This is a genomic window from Rhodoferax sp. XS2R6, from assembly GCF_056521365.1.
In genome coordinates this window covers 924,361-948,409 of record NZ_JBWMAY010000002.1, presented here as the reverse complement: position 1 = coordinate 948,409, position 24,049 = coordinate 924,361, and the positions used below count along the sequence as shown (strand labels likewise).

Annotated in this window: 28 protein-coding genes; 16 read left to right on the top strand and 12 right to left on the bottom strand. The window is 59.3% G+C overall.

Annotated elements, in window-relative coordinates; genetic code table 11:
- Nucleotides 1–15: 15 nt before the first annotated feature.
- The 6 genes from infB to AC097A_RS10970 all read left to right on the top strand — a co-directional run bounded on the left by infB (nucleotide 16) and on the right by AC097A_RS10970 (nucleotide 8,213).
- A complete protein-coding gene (infB, locus tag AC097A_RS10995) occupies nucleotides 16–2,880 on the top strand; it encodes a translation initiation factor IF-2 (protein ID WP_479620854.1) in 2,865 nt (954 codons plus the stop codon).
- Nucleotides 2,881–2,894: 14 nt separating this feature from the next.
- Nucleotides 2,895–3,263 carry a 30S ribosome-binding factor RbfA gene (rbfA, locus tag AC097A_RS10990; protein WP_105262812.1) on the top strand — a complete coding sequence of 123 codons (369 nt, stop codon included), beginning with the start codon at nucleotides 2,895–2,897 and terminating at the stop codon, nucleotides 3,261–3,263.
- Nucleotides 3,264–3,267: 4 nt separating this feature from the next.
- Nucleotides 3,268–4,269 (top strand): tRNA pseudouridine(55) synthase TruB, encoded by a 1,002-nt coding sequence (truB, locus tag AC097A_RS10985; RefSeq protein ID WP_479620853.1) that lies wholly within the window; start codon nucleotides 3,268–3,270, stop codon nucleotides 4,267–4,269.
- A 14-nt stretch (nucleotides 4,270–4,283) separates the two neighbouring features.
- On the top strand, nucleotides 4,284–6,107 hold the full coding sequence (gene typA, locus AC097A_RS10980) for a translational GTPase TypA (RefSeq protein ID WP_105262810.1): 1,824 nt from the start codon (nucleotides 4,284–4,286) through the stop codon (nucleotides 6,105–6,107).
- A gap of 121 nt (nucleotides 6,108–6,228) precedes the next feature.
- Nucleotides 6,229–7,101 carry a DMT family transporter gene (locus tag AC097A_RS10975; protein WP_479620852.1) on the top strand — a complete coding sequence of 291 codons (873 nt, stop codon included), beginning with the start codon at nucleotides 6,229–6,231 and terminating at the stop codon, nucleotides 7,099–7,101.
- Entirely contained in the window at nucleotides 7,098–8,213 is a 1,116-nt protein-coding gene (locus tag AC097A_RS10970; protein ID WP_479620851.1) for an enoyl-CoA hydratase/isomerase family protein, read from the top strand. Before AC097A_RS10975 ends, AC097A_RS10970 begins: the two co-directional genes overlap by 4 nt.
- 33 nt (nucleotides 8,214–8,246) lie before the next feature.
- Here the strand turns inward: AC097A_RS10970 and smpB are convergent, their stop codons facing one another.
- Nucleotides 8,247–8,720 carry an SsrA-binding protein SmpB gene (gene smpB, locus AC097A_RS10965; RefSeq protein WP_479620850.1) on the bottom strand — a complete coding sequence of 158 codons (474 nt, stop codon included), beginning with the start codon at nucleotides 8,718–8,720 and terminating at the stop codon, nucleotides 8,247–8,249.
- Between the two features lie 80 nt (nucleotides 8,721–8,800).
- On the opposite strand from smpB, the gene AC097A_RS10960 reads away from it, so the two are divergent.
- Nucleotides 8,801–9,244 carry an SRPBCC family protein gene (locus tag AC097A_RS10960; protein ID WP_315479088.1) on the top strand — a complete coding sequence of 148 codons (444 nt, stop codon included), beginning with the start codon at nucleotides 8,801–8,803 and terminating at the stop codon, nucleotides 9,242–9,244.
- The gene (locus AC097A_RS10955; protein ID WP_479620849.1) at nucleotides 9,234–9,581 is read left to right on the top strand and encodes an RnfH family protein; all 348 of its coding nucleotides are present in this window, start codon (nucleotides 9,234–9,236) and stop codon (nucleotides 9,579–9,581) included. Before AC097A_RS10960 ends, AC097A_RS10955 begins: the two co-directional genes overlap by 11 nt.
- A 22-nt stretch (nucleotides 9,582–9,603) precedes the next feature.
- Here AC097A_RS10955 and AC097A_RS10950 read toward each other — a convergent pair whose 3' ends face one another.
- Nucleotides 9,604–10,125, bottom strand: coding sequence for a DUF4124 domain-containing protein (locus tag AC097A_RS10950; protein WP_479620848.1), 522 nt, complete (start codon nucleotides 10,123–10,125; stop codon nucleotides 9,604–9,606).
- A 74-nt stretch (nucleotides 10,126–10,199) separates the two neighbouring features.
- Between AC097A_RS10950 and guaB the strand changes: the two genes are divergently transcribed.
- From guaB to AC097A_RS10925, 5 genes are all read left to right on the top strand, one after another.
- On the top strand, nucleotides 10,200–11,669 hold the full coding sequence (gene guaB / locus AC097A_RS10945; protein WP_105262803.1) for an IMP dehydrogenase: 1,470 nt from the start codon (nucleotides 10,200–10,202) through the stop codon (nucleotides 11,667–11,669).
- 14 nt (nucleotides 11,670–11,683) lie between these two features.
- Nucleotides 11,684–13,294, top strand: coding sequence for a glutamine-hydrolyzing GMP synthase (gene guaA, locus AC097A_RS10940; RefSeq protein WP_479620847.1), 1,611 nt, complete (start codon nucleotides 11,684–11,686; stop codon nucleotides 13,292–13,294).
- A 124-nt stretch (nucleotides 13,295–13,418) separates the two neighbouring features.
- On the top strand, nucleotides 13,419–15,200 hold the full coding sequence (locus AC097A_RS10935) for a putative bifunctional diguanylate cyclase/phosphodiesterase (RefSeq protein ID WP_479620846.1): 1,782 nt from the start codon (nucleotides 13,419–13,421) through the stop codon (nucleotides 15,198–15,200).
- 52 nt (nucleotides 15,201–15,252) lie between these two features.
- Nucleotides 15,253–16,371, top strand: a complete 1,119-nt coding sequence (gene tadA / locus AC097A_RS10930) for a tRNA adenosine(34) deaminase TadA (protein ID WP_479620845.1) — start codon at nucleotides 15,253–15,255, stop codon at nucleotides 16,369–16,371.
- Nucleotides 16,328–17,299, top strand: a complete 972-nt coding sequence (locus AC097A_RS10925; protein ID WP_315479444.1) for an LD-carboxypeptidase — start codon at nucleotides 16,328–16,330, stop codon at nucleotides 17,297–17,299. The genes tadA and AC097A_RS10925 overlap by 44 nt, the downstream gene beginning before the upstream one ends.
- Nucleotides 17,300–17,303: 4 nt before the next feature.
- Here AC097A_RS10925 and AC097A_RS10920 read toward each other — a convergent pair whose 3' ends face one another.
- The gene (locus AC097A_RS10920; protein WP_315479095.1) at nucleotides 17,304–17,615 is read right to left on the bottom strand and encodes a hypothetical protein; all 312 of its coding nucleotides are present in this window, start codon (nucleotides 17,613–17,615) and stop codon (nucleotides 17,304–17,306) included.
- A 366-nt stretch (nucleotides 17,616–17,981) separates the two neighbouring features.
- On the opposite strand from AC097A_RS10920, the gene AC097A_RS10915 reads away from it, so the two are divergent.
- From AC097A_RS10915 to AC097A_RS10905, 3 genes are all read left to right on the top strand, one after another.
- The gene (locus tag AC097A_RS10915) at nucleotides 17,982–18,902 is read left to right on the top strand and encodes an adenylate/guanylate cyclase domain-containing protein (RefSeq protein ID WP_479620844.1); all 921 of its coding nucleotides are present in this window, start codon (nucleotides 17,982–17,984) and stop codon (nucleotides 18,900–18,902) included.
- 258 nt (nucleotides 18,903–19,160) lie between these two features.
- A complete protein-coding gene (locus tag AC097A_RS10910; protein WP_479620843.1) occupies nucleotides 19,161–19,445 on the top strand; it encodes a hypothetical protein in 285 nt (94 codons plus the stop codon).
- Nucleotides 19,387–19,761: a hypothetical protein gene (locus AC097A_RS10905; RefSeq protein ID WP_479620842.1), complete on the top strand. Its 375-nt coding sequence runs from the start codon at nucleotides 19,387–19,389 to the stop codon at nucleotides 19,759–19,761. Before AC097A_RS10910 ends, AC097A_RS10905 begins: the two co-directional genes overlap by 59 nt.
- On the opposite strand, the gene AC097A_RS10900 is transcribed toward AC097A_RS10905, so the two are convergent.
- From AC097A_RS10900 to AC097A_RS10860, 9 genes are all read right to left on the bottom strand, one after another.
- Nucleotides 19,758–19,988: a hypothetical protein gene (locus tag AC097A_RS10900; protein WP_479620841.1), complete on the bottom strand. Its 231-nt coding sequence runs from the start codon at nucleotides 19,986–19,988 to the stop codon at nucleotides 19,758–19,760. The two genes, AC097A_RS10905 and AC097A_RS10900, sit on opposite strands and share 4 nt — an antisense overlap.
- A gap of 180 nt (nucleotides 19,989–20,168) precedes the next feature.
- On the bottom strand, nucleotides 20,169–20,321 hold the full coding sequence (locus AC097A_RS10895) for a hypothetical protein (RefSeq protein WP_479620840.1): 153 nt from the start codon (nucleotides 20,319–20,321) through the stop codon (nucleotides 20,169–20,171).
- Nucleotides 20,318–20,731 carry a 3TM-type holin gene (locus tag AC097A_RS10890; protein ID WP_479620839.1) on the bottom strand — a complete coding sequence of 138 codons (414 nt, stop codon included), beginning with the start codon at nucleotides 20,729–20,731 and terminating at the stop codon, nucleotides 20,318–20,320. The genes AC097A_RS10895 and AC097A_RS10890 overlap by 4 nt, the downstream gene beginning before the upstream one ends.
- Nucleotides 20,732–20,735: 4 nt before the next feature.
- A complete protein-coding gene (locus tag AC097A_RS10885; RefSeq protein ID WP_479620838.1) occupies nucleotides 20,736–21,068 on the bottom strand; it encodes a hypothetical protein in 333 nt (110 codons plus the stop codon).
- A complete protein-coding gene (locus tag AC097A_RS10880; RefSeq protein ID WP_479620837.1) occupies nucleotides 21,068–21,529 on the bottom strand; it encodes a hypothetical protein in 462 nt (153 codons plus the stop codon). Before AC097A_RS10880 ends, AC097A_RS10885 begins: the two co-directional genes overlap by 1 nt.
- A complete protein-coding gene (locus AC097A_RS10875) occupies nucleotides 21,526–22,248 on the bottom strand; it encodes a glycoside hydrolase family 24 protein (protein WP_479620836.1) in 723 nt (240 codons plus the stop codon). The genes AC097A_RS10880 and AC097A_RS10875 overlap by 4 nt, the downstream gene beginning before the upstream one ends.
- Nucleotides 22,245–22,910 (bottom strand): hypothetical protein, encoded by a 666-nt coding sequence (locus AC097A_RS10870; protein WP_479620835.1) that lies wholly within the window; start codon nucleotides 22,908–22,910, stop codon nucleotides 22,245–22,247. Before AC097A_RS10870 ends, AC097A_RS10875 begins: the two co-directional genes overlap by 4 nt.
- A gap of 4 nt (nucleotides 22,911–22,914) precedes the next feature.
- Nucleotides 22,915–23,727 carry a hypothetical protein gene (locus AC097A_RS10865; protein WP_479620834.1) on the bottom strand — a complete coding sequence of 271 codons (813 nt, stop codon included), beginning with the start codon at nucleotides 23,725–23,727 and terminating at the stop codon, nucleotides 22,915–22,917.
- Between the two features lie 2 nt (nucleotides 23,728–23,729).
- Complete coding sequence (locus AC097A_RS10860) at nucleotides 23,730–24,029, bottom strand: hypothetical protein (protein ID WP_479620833.1); 300 nt, start codon at nucleotides 24,027–24,029, stop codon at nucleotides 23,730–23,732.
- Between the last annotated feature and the right edge of the window lie 20 nt (nucleotides 24,030–24,049).

Here is a 24,049-nt window from a genome sequence, read left to right as displayed (position 1 = left end):
AAGGTTACACAAAATATGTCCAGTACGACCGTTGCCGAGTTTGCCAATGAACTCAAAAAATCTACCGATACCCTGCTTGAACAATTGAAATCGGCGGGCGTCGCCAAGGCTTCGGCCTCCGATGTCTTGACCGACACCGATAAGCACAGTTTGTTGAATTTTCTGCAAAACAGCCATGGCACTGCCAGCCTGGAACGCAAAAAAATCACGCTGGTGAAAAAGCAGACTACCGAAATCAAGCAGGCCGATGCCACCGGCAAGGCGCGCACCATCCAGGTGGAAGTGCGCAAGAAACGCACCTTTGTGCGCCGTGATGATGGCGTGGATGTGCCTGCCGAAGCGCAAGAGCTGGAATCCGAAACACCGGAATCTAGTGCGCCTGCGATTGACCACGCCGAGCTCACCCGCCGCGAGGAAGAAGCACGCCGTCAGGCCGAGCTGATCCGCCGCCAGGAAGAGGATTTGGCAGAAAAACGCCGTGTGCGTGAGGATGCGGAAAAGCGTGAACGCGAAGCCGAAGAACGTGCCGCCAGCTATGCCGCCGCAGAAGCCCTGAAGAAGAGCCAGGTCAGCGCCAACGAGGCGGAAGCCTCGGATGAAATGGCCCAAGCCGCTGCGGCACGTGCTGCCGCACAAGTCGAAGCCCGCGAAACCGCTGCGGCTGAGTCCAAGGCGCGCGCAGACGAGGAGTCTGCACGTGCTGTGGACTTGGGCGACCGCCGCCGCAAGGCGGAAGCCGAGGCTGCAGCCATTCGTATGATGATGTCTGCGCCACAAAAAGTGCTGGTGGCCAAGAAGCCAGAAGAAGTTAAGCCCGCCGCGGTTGGCGTAAAAGGCACGCTGCACAAGCCGGCCGTTGGCTCTGCGGTTGCCAAGCCCGCCAAACCGGCGGTTGGTGCCCCTGCAGGCAATGCCGGCGCAGGTGCTGGCAAAGAGGTCAAGTCCGCCAAGCTGTCCAGCAGCTGGGCTGGTGACCCCGCTAAGAAGAAAGAACTCAAGACCCGTGGTGACACCGGTGCTGGTGCTGGACGCTCCAGCAACTGGCGCAGTGGTCCGCGTGGCCGTCGTGGCAATGACCGTGACCGTGATGACCAGCACAGCCAGACCGCTCAGGTGGATGTGCGCGTTATCGAAGTGCACGTGCCGGAAACCATCACCGTGGCCGAATTGGCCCACAAGATGGCGATCAAGGCGTCTGAGGTCATCAAGGCGCTGATGAAGATGGGCCAGATGGTCACCATCAACCAGCCGCTGGACCAGGACACCGCCATGATCGTGGTGGAAGAAATGGGCCACAAGGCCGTCGTGGCTGCGCTGGACGACCCCGAAGCATTCACTGACGATGATGTGGCGCAACAGGACGTTGAATCCTTGCCACGTGCGCCTGTGGTGACGGTCATGGGTCACGTCGACCACGGCAAGACCTCGCTGTTGGATTACATCCGCCGCGCCAAGGTGGCGGCCGGTGAAGCCGGTGGTATTACCCAGCACATTGGTGCGTACCACGTGGAAACACCGCGCGGTATGGTGTCCTTCCTGGATACACCCGGTCACGAGGCGTTTACCGCCATGCGTGCCCGTGGTGCCCAGGCGACCGACATCGTGATTCTGGTGGTGGCAGCCGACGACGGCGTGATGCCACAAACCAAGGAAGCCATCAAACACGCCAAGGCGGCTGGGGTTCCTATCGTGGTGGCGATCACCAAGTCCGACAAGCCCGATGCCAACCCTGAGCGCGTGAAGCAGGAACTGGTGGTCGAAGAAGTTGTGCCTGAAGAATACGGCGGTGATTCTCCGTTTGTGCCTGTGTCCTCCAAGACCGGCATGGGCATCGACACCCTGCTCGAACAAGTGCTGTTGCAAGCCGAAGTGCTGGAACTCCGCGCGCCGGTGGAAGCCATGGCCAAGGGCCTGGTCATCGAAGCCAAGCTGGACAAGGGCCGCGGCCCCGTGGCCACGGTGCTGGTGCAGTCTGGTACCTTGAAGGCTGGCGACGTGGTGCTGGCAGGCCAGACCTATGGCCGCGTGCGTGCCATGCTGGACGAAAACGGTCAGAAGATCGAATCCGCAGGTCCTTCCATCCCGGTGGAAATCCAGGGTCTGACCGAAGTGCCGCAAGCCGGTGACGAATTCATGGTGATGTCGGACGAGCGCCGTGTCCGTGAAATTGCCACCTACCGTGCTGGCAAGTTCCGCAATACCAAGCTGGCCAAGCAACAAGCCGCCAAGCTGGAGAACATGTTCTCCGACATTGGTGCAGGCGACGTCAAGATGCTGCCCATCATCGTCAAGGCCGACGTACAAGGTTCGCAGGAAGCGCTGGCCCAGTCGTTGCTCAAGCTCTCGACCGACGAGGTCAAGGTGCAGATGGTGTACTCCGCCGTGGGTGGTATCAGCGAGTCTGATATCAACCTGGCGATTGCCTCCAAGGCCATCGTGATCGGCTTCAACACCCGCGCAGACGCTGGTGCACGCAAGCTGGCCGAAGGCAACGGCGTGGATATCCGTTACTACAACATCATTTATGACGCTGTAGACGAGTTGAAAGCGGCGATGTCTGGCATGTTGGCGCCCGAGAAGCGCGAAGAGATCATTGGTATGGCCGAGATCCGCACCGTGTTCGTGGCGTCCAAGATCGGTACCGTTGCGGGTTGTATGGTCACCGCTGGTTTTGTCAATCGCAACGCGCATTTCCGCTTGTTGCGCGAGAACGTGGTGATTTACACCGGCGAGCTGGACTCCCTGAAGCGTATGAAGGACGATGTGCGCGAAGTCAAGGAAGGCTTCGAGTGCGGTATCAAGCTCAAGAACTACAACGACATCAAGGAAGGTGATCAGCTGGAGTTCTTCGAGGTGAAAGAAATCGCCCGTACCCTGTAAGCGAGAGACATCGAGTGCGCAAAAAATCGTCAACACCCAACCGCAGCTTTCAGGTGGCCGACCAGATCCAACGGGATCTGGCCGAGCTGATCGCGCGCGAGCTCAAGGACCCACGGGTGGGCATGATCACCATTCAGGGCGTGGAAGTCACGCCCGACTATGCCCATGCCAAGGTGTTTTTCAGCCTGTTGGTGGGTGATCCAGTGAGTACCGGGGAAGGCCTGAACCAGGCGGCGGGTTTCTTGCGCGCCGGCCTGTTCAAGCGCCTGCACATCCACACGGTGCCCACGCTGCACTTCATCTTTGACCAGACCACCGAACGTGCGGCGGATATGAACGCGCTGATTGCGCGGGCCGTGTCGTCGCGCGCGAAAGAGGACTAAGACCATGAACGCGCCACGTGCACGGGTTGCCAGGCGCCCCGTGCATGGGGTGCTGTTACTGGATAAGCCCATCGGGCTTTCCAGCAACCAGGCCTTGCAGAAAGCCAAATGGCTGCTGCGGGCGGAGAAAGCGGGCCACACCGGCACGCTGGATCCCTTGGCCACCGGTGTGTTGCCGCTGTGTTTTGGCGCAGCGACCAAGTTCAGCCAGATGCACCTGGATGCTGACAAGGCCTATGAAACCGTGGTGCGTTTGGGTATCAAAACCACCACCGCAGATGCGGAAGGTGATGTGCTCAGCGAGCGGCCGGTGTCGGTGACGCCCGAGCAACTGGACGCCGTGGTGCAGCAGTTCACCGGGCCGATTGCCCAGGTGCCGCCCATGCACAGCGCGTTGAAGAAAGACGGTAAGGCCCTGTACGAGTACGCCAGAGCCGGGATTGAGGTGGAGCGCGCTGCGCGCCATGTGACGATTTATGCACTAAAAGTGCTTGAAGCTCGCATAGATACTGCGCAACCAGCTATCAAAATGGTAGTAGATTGCAGCAAGGGGACTTACATCCGCACGCTGGGCGAGGATATCGGCGAGGCCCTGGGCTGTGGCGCCCACCTCAGCGCGCTGCGCCGGGTGCGCACCGGCGGGTTCAACGAGGGCCAGTGCATCACGCTGGAAGCGCTGGAAGCGATGAGCGAGACCGAGCGGCTGGCTTGCCTGCTGCCGGTGGATGCGCTGCTGCCAGAGCATGTGCTTGTCACACTGGACAGCGAGAATGCGGCACGGTTTTTGAGTGGAATGCGCAGACGTGGCCCTTGGCCCGATGCGGACCACGTGGCGGTGTATGCGGCAAGCCCCCGGGCTTTGCTGGGCACGGCACGTGTGGTGGCGGGTGAGTTGATTCCCGTGCGGCTGTTAAGTCCGCTGGAGATCAGCGAATCCCAGGCCCAGCAAGGGGCCATGGAACAGAGTTTGAAGCAAGTTAATGAAACCTTGGCCCTTGGGGCGTAAGCAGAAAGTGAACCATGAGTAAACAAATCCGTAACATCGCCATCATCGCCCACGTCGATCATGGCAAGACCACCATGGTCGACCAGCTGCTGCGCCAGTCTGGCACCTTTGCCGAGCACGAAAAAGTGGTCGACACGGTGATGGACAACAACGCGATTGAAAAAGAACGTGGCATCACGATTCTGGCCAAGAACTGCGCTGTGAGCTGGGAAGGCACCCACATCAACATCGTCGACACGCCCGGACACGCCGACTTCGGCGGCGAAGTGGAACGCGCTTTGTCCATGGTGGATGGTGTGGTGCTGCTGATCGACGCGCAAGAAGGCCCCATGCCCCAAACCCGCTTCGTGACCAAAAAGGCGCTGGCCCTGGGTCTGAAGCCGATTCTGGTGGTGAACAAGGTGGACAAGCCCGGTGCGCGTCCCCAGCACGTGGTGAATGCCGCTTTCGACCTGTTCGACAAGCTGGGCGCGACCGACGAGCAGCTGGACTTCCCCGTGGTGTACGCCTCCGGCATCAACGGCTGGACCTCGCTCGAAGAGGGTGCTCCTGGTGAACAGTGGGGTCCCGACATGTCGGCCCTGTTCAACACTGTGCTCAAGCACGTGCCTTCGCAAAAGGGTGACCCCGCAGCACCGCTGCAACTGCAAATTTCCGCACTCGACTTCTCCACCTTCGTGGGCCGCATCGGCGTGGGCCGTATCAGCCAGGGCACCATCAAGCCCAACATGGACGTGGTGGTCATGGAAGGCCCAGACGGAAAATCCGTCAAAGGCCGTATCAACCAAGTGCTGACTTTCCAGGGTCTGGACCGCGTGCAGGCACTCGAAGCCGGCCCCGGCGAAATCGTGCTGATCAACGGTATTGCCGATGTTGGTATCGGCGTGACGGTGACCGACCCGCTGAACCCCGCACCGCTGCCCATGCTCAAGGTGGACGAGCCCACGCTGACCATGAACTTCTGCGTGAACACCAGCCCCTTGGCCGGCCGCGAAGGCAAGTACGTGACCAGCCGCCAGATCTGGGACCGCCTGCAAAAGGAACTGCAACACAATGTGGCGTTGCGCGTCAACGAAACGGACGAAGAAGGTATCTTCGAGGTGCTGGGCCGTGGCGAACTGCACTTGACCATCCTGCTGGAAAACATGCGTCGCGAAGGCTATGAAATGGCCGTGTCCAAGCCCCGCGTGATGTTCCGTGAGATCAACGGTGAGAAGCACGAACCTATCGAACTGGTGACCGCTGACGTGGAAGAACAACACCAAGGCGGCGTAATGCAAGCCCTGGGCGAGCGCAAGGGCGAACTGGTGAACATGGAACCAGACGGCCGTGGACGCGTGCGTCTGGAATACCGCATCCCAGCCCGTGGCCTGATTGGTTTCTCCAACGAATTCCTGAACTTGACCCGCGGTTCCGGCCTGATCTCCAACATCTTTGACAGCTACGAGCCGCACAAGGGTGACATCGGTGGTCGTAAAAACGGCGTGCTGATCTCCATGGACGCCGGTGAAATTTTCACCTACGCCCTGGGCAAGCTGGACGACCGCGGCCGTATGTTCGTGAAGCCCAACGACCCTGTGTACGAAGGCATGATTGTGGGTATCCACAGCCGTGACAACGATCTGGTGGTGAACGCGACGCGTACCAAGCAGCTGACCAACTTCCGCGTGTCCGGCAAGGAAGATGCGATCAAGATCACGCCCCCGATTGAATGCACGCTGGAATACGGTGTGGAATTCATCGAGGACGACGAACTGGTCGAGATCACGCCCAAGTCGATCCGCTTGCGCAAGCGCCACCTGTCCGAAAGCGACCGCAAGCGCGCGGGTCGCTCTTGATCGGCTAACCCCCGTGGCGGCTTTGCCGCCTTCCCCCTGTTAGGGGCGAGACCGCGGACCGGCATAGTCGGGGTCGCGGTTTTTTTGACTCGCAGATACGCATACCGATGAAGCTTTGTGCATGAAACTCACCCACACACGTGCCGTATTTTTGATGGTGGCGGTGACGCTGATGTGGTCTACCGCTGGCGTCATCACGCGCCATCTGGAATTCGCGCGCAGCTTTGAAGTCACCTTCTGGAGGGCGTTCTTTACCGTGCTCAGCCTGATGGTGATTCTGCCGTTTGCGCGGGGGCGGGATGTGTTTTACAAAATCCGCCATGCCGGCCTGCCGTTCTGGCTGTCCGGCCTGTGCTGGAGCGTGATGTTCACCGCCTTTATGGTGGCGCTCACGCTCACGAGCGTAGGCAATGTGCTGGTTACCATGTCTCTGGGGCCACTCCTCACCGCGTTGATTGCACGTATCTTCATTGGCCACCGGGTGCCGTTGCGCACCTGGGTGGCCATCGTAGTCGCCGGTGTGGGCATCATCTACATGTACGCGTCTCAGCTCGACTCCGTGACGCTGTTGGGCACGCTGGTTGCCCTATGTGTGCCGATTGCCGGTGCCACCAACTGGACCGTGACCCAGCATTCGCATGACCAGGGCCATGACGTGGACCTGATGCCTGCGGTCTGGGTCGGTGCTGTCATCTCTACCGTGGTGACGCTGCCACTGGCTTTCCCATTACAGGCCAGCGGGCACGACATCGCTTTGCTGGGCTTTCTGGGCGTGTTTCAGCTGGCTGTGCCTTGTGTGTTTGCCGTACGCTGTGCCCAGATTCTCAAAGCACCGGAAATTTCCCTTTTGCAACTGCTGGAAGTGATTTTTGGCATTCTGCTGGCCTGGCTGGGTGCGAATGAAGTGCCCAGCAGCTCAGTGCTGTGGGGTGGGGCGCTGGTGATTGGTGCCCTGGTGGTGAATGAAGTGATTGGATGGAGAGAACGCGCATGACGACAAACACCGTGGAAAACCATGACGTCCTGACCGAAGTGCAGGGTCAGGTGGGTTTCATCACCCTGAACCGTGCCAAGGCACTCAACGCCCTGAGCCTGGGCATGGTGCGCAGCTTGACGGCCACGCTGCTGGCCTGGAAGGACGATGCTGGGGTAAAGGCGGTCGCCATCCGCGGCAGCACCAAGACGGGCGTGTTTGGCGGCTTTTGCGCGGGTGGTGACATTCGTTTCTTTCACCAGGCGGCCTTGGCCGGCAACCCCGCGTTGGAAGACTTCTTCACCGAAGAGTACGCGCTCAACCACCTGATCTACCACTACCCCAAACCCTACATCGCCTTCATGGACGGCATCGTGATGGGTGGCGGCATGGGTATCAGTCAGGGTGCATCTCACCGGCTGGTGACTGAGCACACCAAGATGGCCATGCCCGAGACCAATATCGGCCTGTTTCCCGACGTCGGCGGGGGCTACTTCCTGAGCCGTTGCCCGGGCCATGCAGGCGAATGGCTGGCGTTGACGGGTGATGTGATTGACGGCAGCACGGCCGTGGCTCTGGGTCTGGCCGACCAGTGGGTCGAGTCGGCCCGTTTGCCCGACGCCTGGGAGGCCCTGACCACCCTGGACTGGACGGCTGCAGCCCCGCTGGATGCCTGGGTTGCTATGTTTTCAGGAGCTTCTCACGCAGACTCCACGGGGGCTAGAGGCCAAATGGACGATTATTTTGCGTTTGAGACCGTATCCGCCATCGTACAGGCGCTGGAAGCCGACACCAGTGACTGGGCGCAGCACACGGCCGCCACCTTGCGCAAACGCTCGCCGCTGATGCTGCATGTGGTGCTGGAACAGGTGCGCCGCGCCCGCGGCATGACGCTGGCTGACGATTTACGCATGGAGCGCGACATGGTGCGCCACTGCTTCTTCACGCAGCACCTGAGTCGTTCGGGGGCAGCCAGTGAAACCGTAGAGGGCATCCGTGCCCTGGCGGTGGACAAAGACCACGCGCCGCAGTGGAACCCGGCCCGCATTGAAGAGGTGAGTGACGCCATGGTGGCGCCATTTTTCACAAGTCCCTGGCCGGCAAGCGCACATCCGTTGCGGGATCTGCGCTGACCCTGGCCCCACGCGGGGCGGCGGCCACACGTCTTAGCGGTTGCGATCCTTCATGGCGCGTTCCACTTCGCGTTTGCCCTCGCGGTCCTTGATGGTGTCGCGTTTGTCATGCTCGGCTTTGCCCTTGGCCAGCGCGATGTCGCACTTCACCTTGCCACTTTTCCAGTGCAGGTTGATTGGCACCAAGGTGTAGCCTTTTTGCTCCACTTTGCCAATCAGGCGCTTGATCTCGTCCTTGTGCATCAGCAGCTTCTTGGTGCGCACCTTGTCCGGGCTCACATGGCTGCTGGCCGTGTGCAGCGGATTGATCTGCAGGCCAATGATGAACAGCTCGCCATTGCGGATCACCACATAACCATCGGTGAGTTGCACCTTGCCTTCGCGCAGGGATTTGACTTCCCAGCCTTCCAGCACCAGGCCCGCCTCGAAGCGCTCCTCAAAAAAGTAGTTGAACGCGGCCTTTTTGTTGTCGGCGATGCGGGTTGCGGTTTCGGGTTTTTTGGCCATTGCACTCAGATGGGGATGACAGACGGGAAAGAAAGAGACGCTGATGGGCTTGTCTACAATCCCGCGCAGACCCCCATTCTATGAAAACTGTTCACAAGTCCGTTCTGATCTGGTACAGCCCGCAAGAGATGTATGCCCTGGTGACCGATGTTGCCCACTATCCCCAGTTCCTGCCGTGGTGCGACCATGCGCAGGTTGTGGACCAGGATGCCCACGGAATGACAGCGGAGGTTGGTATTTCGTTCAGTGGTATCCGCCAGACCTTTACCACCCGTAACACCCACACCGAGCCCAGTCAGGTGGGCATGCAACTGGTCAAAGGGCCGTTTTCCAAACTCGACGGTGTCTGGAATTTTCATCCCTTGGGCGATGGCTCGCAGCGTGCCTGCAAGGTGGAGTTGTTGCTGAACTATGGATTTGAGAACGCGACCTTGGGCAAGCTGGTGGGGCCCGTCTTTGACAAGATTGCGGCCAGTCTGGTGGATGCCTTTGTGAAGCGTGCGCAGCAGGTGTATGGAGACTGACGACGTTTTTACCGTGACAGTGGTGTTGGCCACGGGCCCCCGGCAGGTGCAATCGCGCCGCTTGCAAGTGGGCCCGGGTTGCACGGCTGCCATGGCTGTTCAGCAAAGTGGCTTGTTGCTGCCCCTGCCGCAGATGGAGGTGGACGCCTTGGCTTTGGGTGTTTGGGGGCACAAAGTGACAGGAAAACACCTGCTTCGGGCCGATGACCGGGTCGAGTTGTACCGACCACTGACCGTCGACCCCAAAGTGGCGAGGCGTGAGCGCTTTGCCAAACAGGGCGCGAAGTCTGCGGGACTGTTTGCCAAGCGCCGGGTGGGCGCCAAGGCCGGATATTAGAGAGTTGGCAAGCCGTACAGGCTTATCGGCAGTCGGTGTCGATAATGCCCTGGATGCGTTTGGCTTCAGTCGCACGCGCTGCGTCATCCATGACTTCTCGCTCGCCGGCCGCGTTGGTACGAGAAACACGAACACCTGAGTCAAACGTAGCCTTGGCCTGTTTGGCGCGGGCACAGTTTTCTATTTTGGCTTTGGTGATGCGCTCTTCTTCCGTTTTGCGCTTCGCTGCCTCGGCATCTGCAGCCAGTTTCTTCTTGGCTTCAAGCTCCTTATCAACACCTGCACCTTTGGCCGCACTGGCGGGTAATACTGGTGCCGAGGCTGCAGAGGAGGCTGCCGCTGCATCGGCAGCAGGTGCCTGGGGCACAGGCGTTGCGCGTTGTCCCGCAGGGCGCTTCAAAATACTTTTCTCTGGAATATCCGCACCGGGCGCGCGGTCACTAAAGACTTTGCGTCCATCCTTGTCCACCCACTGCCATTGGGCCCAAGCGCCTGTGGCAGAGAGGGCTAAAACGGCTGCGAAGAATGCGTGAAACGGTTTCATGGAGACAAGTGTAGCGCGCGGGCCGGGGCAAGGCCAAATTGGCACGGGTACAATCCGCTTTTTGGAGCTTTGACATGCGCCTTCTCGGCAAAGCGCTCACCTTCGACGATGTGTTGTTGGTGCCAGCGTTCTCCCAAGTCCTTCCCAAGGACACCAGCCTCGCCACCCGTTTTTCCCGCAACATCGCACTGAACCTGCCGCTCGTTTCTGCGGCCATGGACACAGTGACCGAAGCCCGCTTGGCCATTGCCATAGCGCAAGAGGGCGGCATGGGGATTGTTCACAAAAACCTGACCGCTGCGGAGCAAGCCGCACAAGTGTCCAAGGTCAAGCGTTATGAATCCGGCCTGTTGCGCGATCCCGTGGTGATCACGCCCGACACAACGGTGCGCCAGGTGATTGCACTGTCCGAACAGCTCGGTGTATCCGGTTTTCCGGTCTGCGATGGCGGCAAAGTAGTCGGCATCGTGACCGGGCGCGACTTGCGCTTTGAAACCCGCTACGACCAGTCGGTGCGCGAAATCATGACGCCCCGTGAACGCCTGATCACGGTGCCTGATGGCACCACACCGGAAGCTGCCAAGGCACTGCTGAACAAGCACAAGCTGGAGCGCCTGCTGGTGGTGAACGAGGCCTTTGAACTCAAAGGTCTGATCACCGTCAAGGACATCACCAAACAACTGAACTTTCCCAATGCCGCACGCGATGCGACCGGTCGTTTGCGCGTGGGCGCGGCCGTGGGTGTGGGCGAAGGTACCGAGGCCCGCGTGGAAGCGCTGGTCGCTGCCGGGGTGGACGCCATTGTGGTGGACACGGCCCATGGCCACAGCAAGGGCGTGATTGACCGCGTACGCTGGGTCAAGCAAAACTTCCCCCAGGTGGACGTGGTGGGCGGCAACATTGCCACTGGCGCTGCCGCTTTGGCGTTGGTGGAAGCCGGTGCGGATGCGGTCAAGGTCGGTATTGGCCCCGGTTCCATCTGCACTACGCGCATCGTGGCAGGTGTGGGTGTGCCCCAGATCATGGCCGTGGACAGTGTCGCCACGGCTTTGCGTGGTACTGGTGTACCGCTGATTGCTGATGGTGGCATTCGTTACAGCGGTGACATCGCCAAAGCAATTGCAGCAGGCGCTGGCACTGTGATGATGGGTGGCATGTTTGCTGGCACTGAAGAAGCGCCCGGCGAGGTGATTTTGTACCAGGGCCGCAGCTACAAGAGTTACCGCGGCATGGGCAGCATTGGCGCCATGCAGCAGGGCAGTGCAGACCGCTACTTCCAGGAGTCGAGCACCGGCAACCCCAATGCGGACAAGCTGGTGCCCGAAGGCATTGAGGGCCGGGTGCCGTACAAGGGTTCCATGGTTTCCATCGTGTTCCAGATGGCGGGCGGCATCCGTGCCAGCATGGGCTACTGCGGTTGCGCCACCATCGAAGAAATGCAAAACAAGGCCGAGTTTGTGGAAATCACCACCGCGGGTATCCGTGAAAGCCACGTCCACGATGTGCAGATCACCAAAGAAGCCCCCAACTACCGCGCTGACTGACCGGAACCCAGCCCATGCACCAGAAAATTCTTATTCTTGATTTCGGTTCCCAAGTCACCCAGCTGATTGCCCGACGCGTGCGCGAAGCCCATGTGTTCTGCGAAGTTCACCCTTGCGACGTCACTGAAGATTGGGTGCGCGCTTACGCCGCTGACGGGAACCTTAAGGGCGTTATCTTGTCCGGTAGCCACGCCAGCCTCTGGGAAGACGAAACCTTGCGTGCACCGCAGGTGGTGTTTGACTTGGGGATTCCGGTGTTGGGAATTTGTTTTGGCATGTACGCTATTGCTGCTGCGTTGGGCGGCAAGGTCGAAGGCGGACACAAACGCGAGTTTGGCCATGCAGCGCTGCGCGCACGCGGTCACACTGCGCTGTTTGAGGGCATCCAGGACTTCACCAATGCCGATGGCCACGGCATGCTGAATGTGTGGATGAGCCACGGCGACAACGTGACAGAAATGCCCCCCGGCTTCAAGCTGATGGCCAGCACCGAAAGCTGCCCCATCGCCGGCATGGCCGACGAAACGCGTAAGTTCTATGCGGTGCAATTTCACCCCGAGGTGACACACACCACGCAAGGCCAGGCACTGCTGAACCGTTTTGTGCTGGATATCTGTGGCACTCGGCCAGACTGGATCATGGGGGACTACATTGCCGAGGCAGTCGCCCACATCCGTGAACAGGTGGGTGATGAAGAAGTGATCCTGGGCCTGTCGGGCGGCGTTGATTCGTCGGTGGCCGCGGCCCTGATCCACCGCGCGATTGGTGACCAGCTGACCTGTGTCTTCGTCGACCACGGCCTGCTACGCCTGAACGAGGGCGACATGGTAATGGACATGTTCGTCGGCAAGCTGCACGCCAAGGTGATCCGTGCCGATGCCAGTGACCTGTTCCTGGGCAAGCTGGCCGGCGTGAGCGACCCTGAAGCCAAGCGCAAAATCATCGGCGGCGAGTTCGTCACCGTGTTCAAGCAGGAAGCTGCCAAGCTCAAGGGTGAGGGCGCCAAGGGCGCCAAATGGCTGGCCCAAGGCACGATTTACCCCGATGTGATCGAGTCTGGCGGTGCCAAGAGCAAAAAGGCCGTCACCATCAAGAGTCACCACAACGTGGGTGGCCTGCCCGAGCAATTGGGCTTGAAGCTGCTGGAGCCGCTGCGCGAACTGTTCAAGGACGAAGTGCGCGAACTCGGCGTGGCCCTGGGCCTGCCGTACAACATGGTGTACCGCCACCCGTTCCCAGGCCCTGGCCTGGGCGTGCGGATTTTGGGCGAGGTCAAAAAGGAATATGCTGACCTGCTGCGAAGGGCCGATGCCATCTTCATCGAAGAGCTACACAACTTCAAGGACGAAGCCACGGGCAAAACTTGGTACCAGCTCACCAGCCAAGCCTTCACCGTGTTTCTGCCAGTGAAAAGCGTGGGCGTGATGGGCGATGGCCGCACCTATGATTACGTCGTAGCGTTGCGTGCTGTCCAGACCAGCGACTTCATGACGGCGGATTGGGCGGAGCTTCCCTACAGCCTTCTCAAGACCGTGTCCGGCCGCATCATCAACGAAGTACGCGGAATCAACCGGGTGACTTACGACGTCAGTAGCAAGCCACCTGCCACCATTGAGTGGGAGTAGGGCGACAGTGGCTCTAGGGGAAATCCCGAAAGCCATGATGTTTTCCACCGATTCACCGTAAAAAGTTCATGCAGCGCCCTTGGGGGCGCTGACTTTTTGTGCAAGCTTGGTGCACAATGTTTTCATGAATACCGAGAATCTGATGGGCATCCACACAGACTCCGACACGCTGCATTTTTTGGAAGATGAGGCCGTGAGCGGATCTGCCAAAGAGCCTGTCTGGCGCTTGTTGGTGGTTGACGACGAGCCGGATGTTCACCGCGCCACAACGTTTGCGCTGGCGGGGGTGCGGATTCTAGGGCGTGCGTTGGAGTTTTTGCATGCATACTCCGCGAGCGAGGCCAGCAAAATTCTGACCACGGAGCGCGACGTGGCTGTGGTTTTGCTTGATGTTGTGATGGAGCGCGAAGACGCGGGTCTTGCGCTGGTCAAGACAATTCGCCAGGACTTGCGCCTCAGCGAGCTGCGAATTATTTTGCGCACCGGTCAGCCCGGTTATGCGCCAGAGATCGAAACCATCCACGATTTCGACATTAACGACTACAAAACCAAGTCTGAACTGACCCGTACCAAGCTCTATGCCACGGTTACAGCCGCCTTGCGGGCCTATGAACAGATCCGCAAGTTGGACGAGTTGGCTTTTTATGACCGTCTGTCTTGTCTGCCCAATCGCAACAAGTTCATCGACCTGAGCGAAGAGCGACTTAAGAACCAGCCCGCGGCGGACGACGTCATTGCGATTCTGGATATCGATGATTTTTCGGAAATCAACGACGCCTTGGGGCACCAGCAGGGGGATCGGTTGCTGCAATCCGTAGCAGACCGTCTCAAGGCAGAGCTGGGTAACGAAGTGATTCTGGCTCGCATCGGTAGCGATACTTTTGGCTTGATGGGTGAACAGTCCGTGGTCAATCCATTGCGGGTGCTGGCCATGTTTCGGGAGCCGTTCCAGGTCCAGGATGACTCTATGGTTGTGACAGCCACCATGGGCTTGACCAGGCTTTTGACGGATGGTGTGTCCGGACGTGATGCGCTCAAGGACGCCAACATCGCTCTGAAACGAGCAAAAAAAAGCCGCCGCGGCAGTTTTGTGATGTTCTCCAGCGAGATGGGCTCGGACATCCGCGAGCGTGTACGGTTGTTGCAGAGCTTGCGCAGTGCGGTGGAGAGTGAGCGACTGTTCATTGTTTACCAGCCACAAATCAACCTGAACAGCGGCAAGGTGGTTGGCATGGAGGCCCTCATTCGCTGGCGTAATGAGGATGGAACCTTTGTGCCGCCTGATCGGTTTATTCCATTGGCTGAGGCCTCAGGAATGATCGTGGCCATTGGCGACTGGGTCTTGCGCATGTCTTGCCATGAACTGGTACGGTTGCAAGCGCTGGGGCTGTCGGATTTGAGAATGTCGGTCAACGTCTCGCAAATCCAGTTTCGGCACCCCGAATTTCTGGACAAGCTCAACGCGGCGCTTTTGGACACCGGTATCAGCCCCAACTGCCTGGAGCTAGAAATTACCGAGTCGGTGGCCATGGAAGATGCTGACTTCATGCTGGAGACGTTGAATTTAGTGCGGGAGTTGGGTATTTCCATTGCAATTGATGACTTCGGTACCGGCTACTCGTCGTTGAGCCAGTTGCGCCAGCTCCCCATTGATCGCCTCAAAATTGACCGTGCATTTGTGTCTGAATTGCAGAAAGACATGTGCGGTGGGCATATCGCTTCCATGGTGATCGAACTGGGGCGAAATCTGAATCTGACAGTCATCGCTGAAGGCATTGAAGAAGAGTCCCAGGCCGTGGCCTTGCGTGCCTTGGGTTGCCACGAAGGGCAGGGCTATCTGTATGCGCGCCCTATGACACCCCCACTTTTGAAGGAATGGTTGATTGCCCGGGGCAGTGTCAGCTGAGTCTTTTGAACTTGTGCCGCATGCCAACCTTGGCGCAGGCTACGATCGCAGCATGACTCAAGACAGCACGTTCATGCGTATGGCCCTGGCACAGGCGGAGGCCGCCAAGGCCGCTGGAGAGATCCCTGTAGGCGCAGTAGTGGTGAAAAACGGACAAGTAGTCGGTGTGGGGCGAAACACACCGATTGCGTCACATGATCCTTCTGCCCATGCCGAAATTGTGGCCATGCGCGCGGCGGCTCAGCAGTTAGGTAACTATCGTCTTGAGGGTTGCGAGCTGTATGTCACCCTTGAGCCGTGCGCCATGTGCGCTGGCGCCATGTTGCATGCCCGTATTCAGCGGGTGATTTATGGTGCCGCTGACTCCAAAACAGGGGCGGCAGGATCGGTGCTCGATTTGTTTGCCATCCAGCGACTCAATCACCACACCCAAGTTTCCGCCGGAGTTTTGTCGGATGAGTGTTCCGGCACTTTGCGTAATTTTTTTCAAGAACGCCGCCAGGAGCGTGAAGCCCATGCACAACCACTGATGGACGATGCACTGCGGACTCCCAAGGCCGCTTTTGCGAGCATCCAGGACTATCCTTTTGCTTCCAAATTCTTTAGCAATACCAAAGACCTGTGCGGATGGCGGATGCATTATCTGGATGAAGGGCCGGCGGAGTCCGCATGCACGGTGCTTTGCTTGCACGATTTGCCGGGATGGAGTTACCACTACCGGCACCTTATCTCCGCGCTCAGTGCCAGAGGGCTCCGTGTGATTGCCCCTGATTTGATTGGTTTTGGCATGAGTGACAAGCCCAAAAAGATCGCAGCACACACCTTGCAACTGCATTTGCGTAGTTTGCAGTCATTGCTCATGCATTTGGCGCCTTCAAAGGTCCTTGTGTTGGCGGAAGGGCAGGGGGTCCATTTGGCCAACGCGTGGATGGGAAGCGAAGCGACTCAGATTCTGGAGGTGTTTCAAGTACCCTCCTGTCCCGATGCCGTGGCGGATGGCTACCCCTATCCGGATCAAGGGCATCAGGCTGCACTTCGTGCCTCTCCAGGACTTCTTGAACAACTGAATGCAGTCTCCCCAAGCACGTATAAAAACCCAGTGTTGGATGTATTTGATGGTCAGTTCGATGTTTGGGTTGATCGGATTGAAGCTGTTTTTTGCGACGGATAATTCCATGGTGAAAAAACATATTTACATTTACTCGCCCTCCGGGGCTGTTCGCGACAAAGCCGCTTTCAAACGCGGTGTCAAACGTCTTGGTGTTCTTGGCTACGACGTCGAAGTGGATGTTGATGCATTGAGCAGCCATATGCGTTTTGCTGGGGACGATGAAACCCGTTTGGCAGCCATCCATCGTGCATGCGCCAGCGGCGCTGACATCGCATTGATTTCGCGCGGCGGTTACGGCATCACACGTATGTTGGCCGATATTCAGTACAAATCGGTTGCCAAGGCGATTGAGCGCGGCATGCATTTCGTGGGCATCAGTGACTTCACCGCCTTCCAGCTGGCTGTACTTGCCAAAACGGGTGCGGTTACTTGGGCTGGCCCCGCTTTGTGCGAAGGCTTTGGTGTGGGGGGCGCGCCCGACCTTCAGCCTGATGACATCATGGAGGATTGTTTCCATGACATGGCAAGCGGGCAGGGTGAAGGTACTGGTTGGCGCCAAAGCCAGCCTTTGGCCGGCGCTCCGGTGAACATCCACCACGCAACCATCTGGGGCGGCAACCTCAGTGTTTTGGTCTCAATGGTGGGAACACCTTTTTTCCCATCTATCAAAGGGGGCATTCTTTTTCTTGAGGATGTCGGCGAACATCCTTACCAGATCGAGCGGATGTTGACCCAGCTATTGCATGCTGGAGTTTTGGCCGACCAAAAAGCGATTGCTTTGGGGCAGTTCACGGGTTTCAAATTAAGCACACACGATAAGGGCTACAAGTTCAATACCGTGGTTACCTGGTTACAGTCGCAGCTCAAAATCCCAGTTTTGACGAACTTGCCTTATGGACACGTGCAAACCAAGGTGCTGTTGCCGGTAGGCAAGTCGGCGGAGTTGGCCGCCGAGGGCAAAGACGTGATGCTGGTTTGGGGGCACTGAGTCGCTAGTGCCCCAATGGGCTGGCACGTGAGCTCAATCCACTGGGCAACAAGCCCTTGAACATTGCACTCACATCGGCTAATTGCTGCCGTGCAGTGGCTTCGCCGTCCATGGCCGCAATAGCGGCCATTACGTCGCCCCGCAAGTACCAAAGATCTTGCACGTCATCGGCGTAGGTCACTCGCAATTGCACGATAGGGTAAGCGTGCGCACCGCGATCCCCCAAGACTTCCAGCATTGCGTGCCGAATGTCGTTGAGTGTCGGGGCATCGCGCTTGGGCTTGCCCGTGTTGGCGCCTTTCAGCAGGCTGTTCATGAAATTAGAGGGTGTCCAACGCATATGTATTTATTCTCAAATGACTCGCAGTGCACCATAAGCAAACCCAATGCCATGGGCAATAGGGGCTGACACCGGCTGTGCGAGATATACAACACTGCGCATGAAAGGGAACTCCCTATCGGCATTGCGAATTTGAGATTACTGGGACTTTTTGCTCTCTGCATGGCGCTAGCTTGAGCATCACCACGGCCTAGCGTAGATGAAGATTGGTCGCCATAACCTCGAATGAACGGCGTGATGACGAGCCTTTTCTTTTTGCCAGACACTGATTGCGCCATACGTTCTCTTTCGTCGCTGTATGCCCTAAACTCAAGCTCTGCATAAGAACAGGATCAATTGGGAATGGGTGTTCAAGCGACCGTAGTTTTCACCGATTTGCACGGCAGCACCGCGGTGTTTGAGGCGTTGGGGAATGCGCGCGCCACCGAATCAGTGACCCAAATCACGACCTGGATCGCTCAGCAATGCGAACGTCATGGGGGGCGACTGGTCAAGACGCTGGGCGATGGTGTCATGGTTGTCTTCTCTGAGTCAGATCACGCTGTGGCTGCAGTGGTTGATATCCAAAGACTGCACCACAAGAAGACGATGCGCTTACCCTCCGACCTGCGTTTGCCCATACGTATTGGATTGGCTGCGGGCGAGGTTGAAATGGTCGCAGACGATTGTTACGGGGATGCTGTCAACGTGGCATCCCGTTTGTGCGATCTGTGCGGTCCGCACCAGATTTGGGCCAGTGCCAATGCATTGGACCGTGTGTTGGAAGTTCGCGGTAGCAGCTTTCGCATGCTTGGGCCTATCCATATTCGGGGGCGCGCTGAGCCCTGCAATGTGTTTCAGATCGAGTGGCGCGAAGAAGAGCCGTCAGACTTTTTGACCATGCAGGCGCAGCTCAATCCTGACGACTTGTTGTCGGGTGCTGGCGATGCCTTGGGTCGCGAAGTGGTGTTGCAGTGGATGGATACTGTGAAAAGCTTCAAATCGTTTGAGCTACCAATCCATATTGGCCGCGTAAAAAATGTGGAGTTTGTCGTCAATGATCCTCGCGTTTCGCGTACCCACGCACGTCTGGAGTGGCGCAACGGTTGCGTGATGCTGGTGGACGTGAGCAGCTATGGCAGCTGGGTCCGGTTTTCAGAAGCTGGAGGCGCCGATGTTCTGTTGCGGCGTGAGGAGTGTGTACTGCATGGAAAAGGTGAGTTGGCTTTGGGTGCGTCCTTTGCCGACCTCAGCGTTCCCACAGTGGCATTCACAATTCGGTGATGGGGAGGCTTTCTGGTAGCTATTTAACTAAACATAATATACATCGTATCAAGTAGAAAGCGTAAAAAGAAGGCACCCGGCCGGGGTTTTTGGGCCTTCAATCCGCTGGCCTTCGCCTAGCCTCAATTCCCTAAATCAGGGAGAAATCAGACGATGCTCAAACCGCCTAAGGTAGGCGGCGCGGCCCAGCTGCGCCTTTTTGTCGACGAAATCGGGGCCGATAGGTCCTGCAAAATCCTACAGATCCACCCAACCACCATGCGCGGCTGGCTCCGCGATGCCAGGCCGGTGCCCCAGGCGCCGCTGCAGGCGCTGTACTGGCTCACATCTTACGGGTTTGGCGATGCCTGCAGCGAGGCCCATTGGTCGCACCAGTTTGCCATGTACAAGATCCGGGAGCTGGAGGAACGGCTGGCGGCCATGCGCTCGGGCCAATATGATGACGGCTCAAACAACAGGGAGCCAGTCCATGAGAATCACAGCCTTGATCTTTTCCATCGCCTTGGTGTTGACCGGGTGCATCAGCTTCGTCAACCCACCTGAGAGCAGCTATAACGGGCTGTACCTGCAGGTCTTTGACAACAAGGGCGGTTTCGTAGTCCAGCAGGACCTATCCACCGATAGGGAGTGCGCGTTCCACGCCGCAAACTTTGCAAAGTTGTCCGGAGGGAAGTTCTCGGCGATCTGTGCAAAGCAAAACAACCCCAATGTGGACCACATCGCCACCCTGAAGTTTGACGACGGGTCAATCAATAACGCGCTGTTTATCGGGGCCGATGCCTGCGGGAAATACCTACTGGAGAATGCCAACAAGGGCTTTGAGGTAGTGGCGTATTGCAGGTTCTGGGGAGTTCGTTAAACCGCTATCAACTTGATAGCTGGTGGCGCAGTCTTCTTGCGGGCTACAGCCCGTTTTTTCTTGATTTCCGGTGGTGGCGGTGTCGGCCTCCAGTATCGCAGCTCGATCCAGCGATGCAGCGCGCCGCAGAGCTTCCAGAGCAGCAAGAATATTGCCAGCAAAAGCATTTTCTCGAACGGCATAAGGCTCAGATTTTGAATGATTGGGGTAATATCTGCCAAGGTCACAGCGTAGCTCCATTACGTTTTTGACTAGAAGCCCCGGCCGGGTTGCACTGGCCGGGGCTTCGTTCTTTGGCACTTTCCCTATGGCGGATTCAGACCCTACTTTTTGCGGCGGCGGAACTGGCCGTTGCTCTTGCGGGGTGGGGTCTTCTTCTTGCGTGTGGCCATGGTGGTCTCCGGTGGTTAAACAGAAATGCCGTCCAGCCGTTCAAGGCGGGCGGCGTGGTTGCGCTGGATGGCCTCAAGGGTGGCCAGGCGGGTGTTGATGCTCATCAGCAGGCCCACGGCGGGCACCAGCAGCAGGTTGAGCCAGGGCAGCAGGTCGGCGACTGTCATGCAACACCTTTAACTTTTTCAGCGCTGCGCAGGCCACCAAGGCCCAGCATGCCGAAGATCAGGCCGTAGAGCTGTTCAGTGGACAGCGTGGGCAGCACCGGCGCGGTGTGCCCGGCCATCACCCAGCCCATCACCAGCACCGGGCGGCCAATGGTGTCCCAGGCCAGTGCCAAGCCGCAGATCCAGCCGATGAAGGGGCGCCAGCCGTACTGCATGAGGTTGCCGCTGCTGGCGTCGGCCTTATTCACATCGATCTGGGCCAGTGCCAGGCGCGTGGCGGCCTCCAGCTGGGCGCCCTCCGCGCTGGCCTGCAGCTTCATGGCTTCCAGCTTGGCACTGGCGGCGGCCTGAGGATCTGGCAGTACCTTGTCGATGACGCCAAACAGGGCGGCGAGCAGTTGGGGCCACATGGTGTTATCCCGAGAGTTGACCGAAGTCATAGCCCTGGTCGTTCACCAGGGGGTTGCTGTATTTGGGGGTGCCGTAGTTGCGGCCCTCGTTGCCATAGTCGGGGTTGGGCACGTAGCCCGCCTGCCAGGCGGCACCGCCCTCCTTTGCGGCCACGATCACTTCGTCGGCCACCTCGCTCACGCTGTCGGCAATGGCGCCGGGGAAGCTGGTGATCTTGTCGATGGCGGCGCCGAAGCTGGCCACGCCTTTGCTGACCACCCACCACACGCCGCCAATGACGGCGGCACCAATGGCGACCTTGATCAGCAGGTCAGCAGAGACGGGGGCGATTTTCATCAGTACTCGCTCATGCCTTCCAGCTGCGCGCGGTCGAACATGTCCTGGGTGATGGTGGGCACCGTGGCGATGAACTGGTCGGCGTGGCTGCTGTAGTACTCCTGCGCCGCGGCTTCACCGATGTTGCCGTCCGACACGGCGCTGACGCCGGTGCCCAGGGCGGCCGGGAAGTACTCGGTGCCGTAGCTGCTCACAGCCGAGCGGCCGGGGTTGAAGTTATTCAGCAGCTGGGAGCCGATGGACAGGATGGAGCTGATGGGGCTCGCGGCGGGCTGGACTTGGCGCACACCGGCGGCGCTGATGGGGAGACCGTAGACCTTGCTGGATGGCGACTGGTTGGCCAGGTTGGCGCCGTAGGCGGTGCCGGCAGTGGCGCGGCGCTGGGTGAGCAGCCAGAAGGCACCGATGCCGAGCACGGCCAGGATCACGGGGTTCTTGGGGGAAAGGTTCAGGGTGCTCATGCTTGGCTTTCAAGGGTGCCGCCCGCTTGGGCGAAGGTGTTCAAAAGGCTGGACAGCTTGCGCTCTGGCTGGTTGTACCCAGCACCGGGCAGGCTGGCCCAGATGTTGGCGCACTTGGCAATGGCGGCCTGAATGCGCCCGGCCTGCACATCGCGCAGGGCACCGCGCTGGCGGATCAGCTCGATGGCGGCACGGTCTTGGCTGGCAGGGCCAAAGTCGGGCAGCTGCAGCTGCTTGGCCAGCGCGTCCCAGGTGCGGCTCAGGAACTGGTAGCGGCCGGCAGCGCTGGTTTTGCTGACCTTGCCGGTCTTGTCGGTGAAGGTGAAGAACTGGCGCGGGTGGTCGGCGAAGCTGTCGAACAGGGAGCCGCCAAACAGAGTGCGGTAGCCGTTGGGTCCGGCCGTGCCCTCAGCGTAGGCGATCATGTCCAGGAAGGCGCGCACGTTGCGATCTACAGAGCCTTGGTCCAGCACGGTATTGAGGCCCACGGCCGCGGTGATGGTTTCGCCCAGGCTGGCGGCCTGCACGATGGTGCTTTCGATGACGCTGGGCAGCTGGTCGGGCATGGTGTCGTCGCCCTCGGGGAGCCAGGCGTTGTCGATGCCGGCAAACAGATCGAAGCCCGCCCCCTCCCCCACCAGCTCCGAGCGCCGGACATACCAGGCAGCAGCCACACCAACGGCCACGGCGGTCAGGGTCAGATTGGCGGCGGTGCTCATAGGAATTTGTAGCGGCAGGAACGAACAAATGCACCCACCGTGGCCGCGCTAGAAATGTAATAGAGCCCCATTCCGGCAGGAATCATCACTTCACGCGGCAGCTGTCCACCTTCCCAGGTACTGGTGCCTGCAGAAAATACTTGGCTCGCGTTGAGGATTAACTCACCGTCGAGATTGTTGGCAGGGGCAGCGCCTGCCTTTGCAACCAGAGCCACACCCGGCACATTGCTGGCGTTATTGGTTGCAAGAAATGCCGCAGAAAGCACGATCGCACCCGCGCCATTGGCACCTGGGGTGAAAACCGTCTCTGCAGTTGCAGCAACCATGGGTGTGGCGGAATCGTAGGATGCGCTCGCGGCCTCAGGGCGCACGTTGATTGCGCTGGACAACACGATGGTGTCATCGATGAAATCTGAGTCGCCCACCAGGATGGTGCCGCTGTTGGGTGCGCCGCTCAGGTCACGGATGGTCAGGGTCAAAAACTCCACATTGCGTTCACCCCGGCCCGCGCGCATGGGCTTGACGGTGGAGCCGCCGTCGCGCGTGATGCTCACATCTCCGCTGGCCGTCAGGATCTTGTAGAAATTGGCGTCCGCCTGGATCTGCTGGGAGCCGTTGGCCGTCAGCGTGAAGTCGTACAGCGTGGTTACTTTGTTGCCCATGGTGTCAGCTCAGTAATGCGACAAGGCCCACGGTCACCAGAATGGCAGTCCATGGGGTCTCGGCTTGTTGGGTGGTGCTCACGCCTGCGGGGGTGAGCTTGAGGGTGCTGGTGGCGGCCTTGCTGGTGCCCAGATTGGCAGTGGCCAGCGCCGGGCTGTTGGGTTGATTCACCAGTGCGCCCTGGTAGCCGATCACGGGGGAGCTGGCGAAGCCATACCCACCTGATCCGGAGCGAGAGCCCGGGGCATCGCCTGAGAAGTAGGAGGCAGCTGCAGCGGCGCCTGTGCCGGTGGCCACGTTGGTGGTGGGAGCTGTGGACCCGAAGTCCTTCAGCATCTTGGTGTGCTCGCCGTTGTAAAACATCTTGCCAAGGCCCAGAGCTGCGCCTGGTGCGGCTGGCGTGGCCAGGCCCAAAAAGCCCAGCACGAACGATCCCAGGGTGAGCAGAGCGCGGGGCAAGTCACCTTTGGCTGGTGCGCTGGCCACACCAGTGGCTGGTGCGCTGGCCACACCAGTGGCTGGTGCGCTGGCCACACCAGTGGCTGGAGCACCAGAGACAACCGGCGCAGTGCTTGGAATTGCAAAGGTCGCACCCGACATAGCAGCTGCTGGAGGCGTGCCCACGATGCTGGAGTCTTGGGTTTGGGTGCCGTCCGTGTTGTAAACGGTGCCATCGCTGTCATACAGCTGGCCGCCAGAGCTCGAATAGGTGCTGACGGGCGTGCCCATGCCGTATCCAGCCGAGGTTTCAGCCGACTCACGCCCTGCCCCATAGCTGGCGTACTGCGACGCAACGCTTGAGGTGCTGTCGTCCACGGTTAGCCCTTGAGCAGTTTGAACAGCAGGAAGCCGCCAATCAGCAGCACGATGGGCGAGATGCCACCGGCAGCGGCCACACCTTGCTGGTTGGACACGCTGCGCCCCACTTGGCTGTAGGAGCCGTCCGGGTTGGCGATCACAAACTGGTTGGTGCCGCTCGATGCGTAGGCGTCGTCGTTGAGATAGGTCTGATCCACGCCCAGGGCTGAAGAAAGAAAGCCAACGAACAGGCGCTTGGTGCGCTCCTCGCTGGCTTGATTCACCTGGTCGGTGGTCAGACTGTTGGAGATGTAGTCCATCAGTCAGCCCCTTGAAGTTG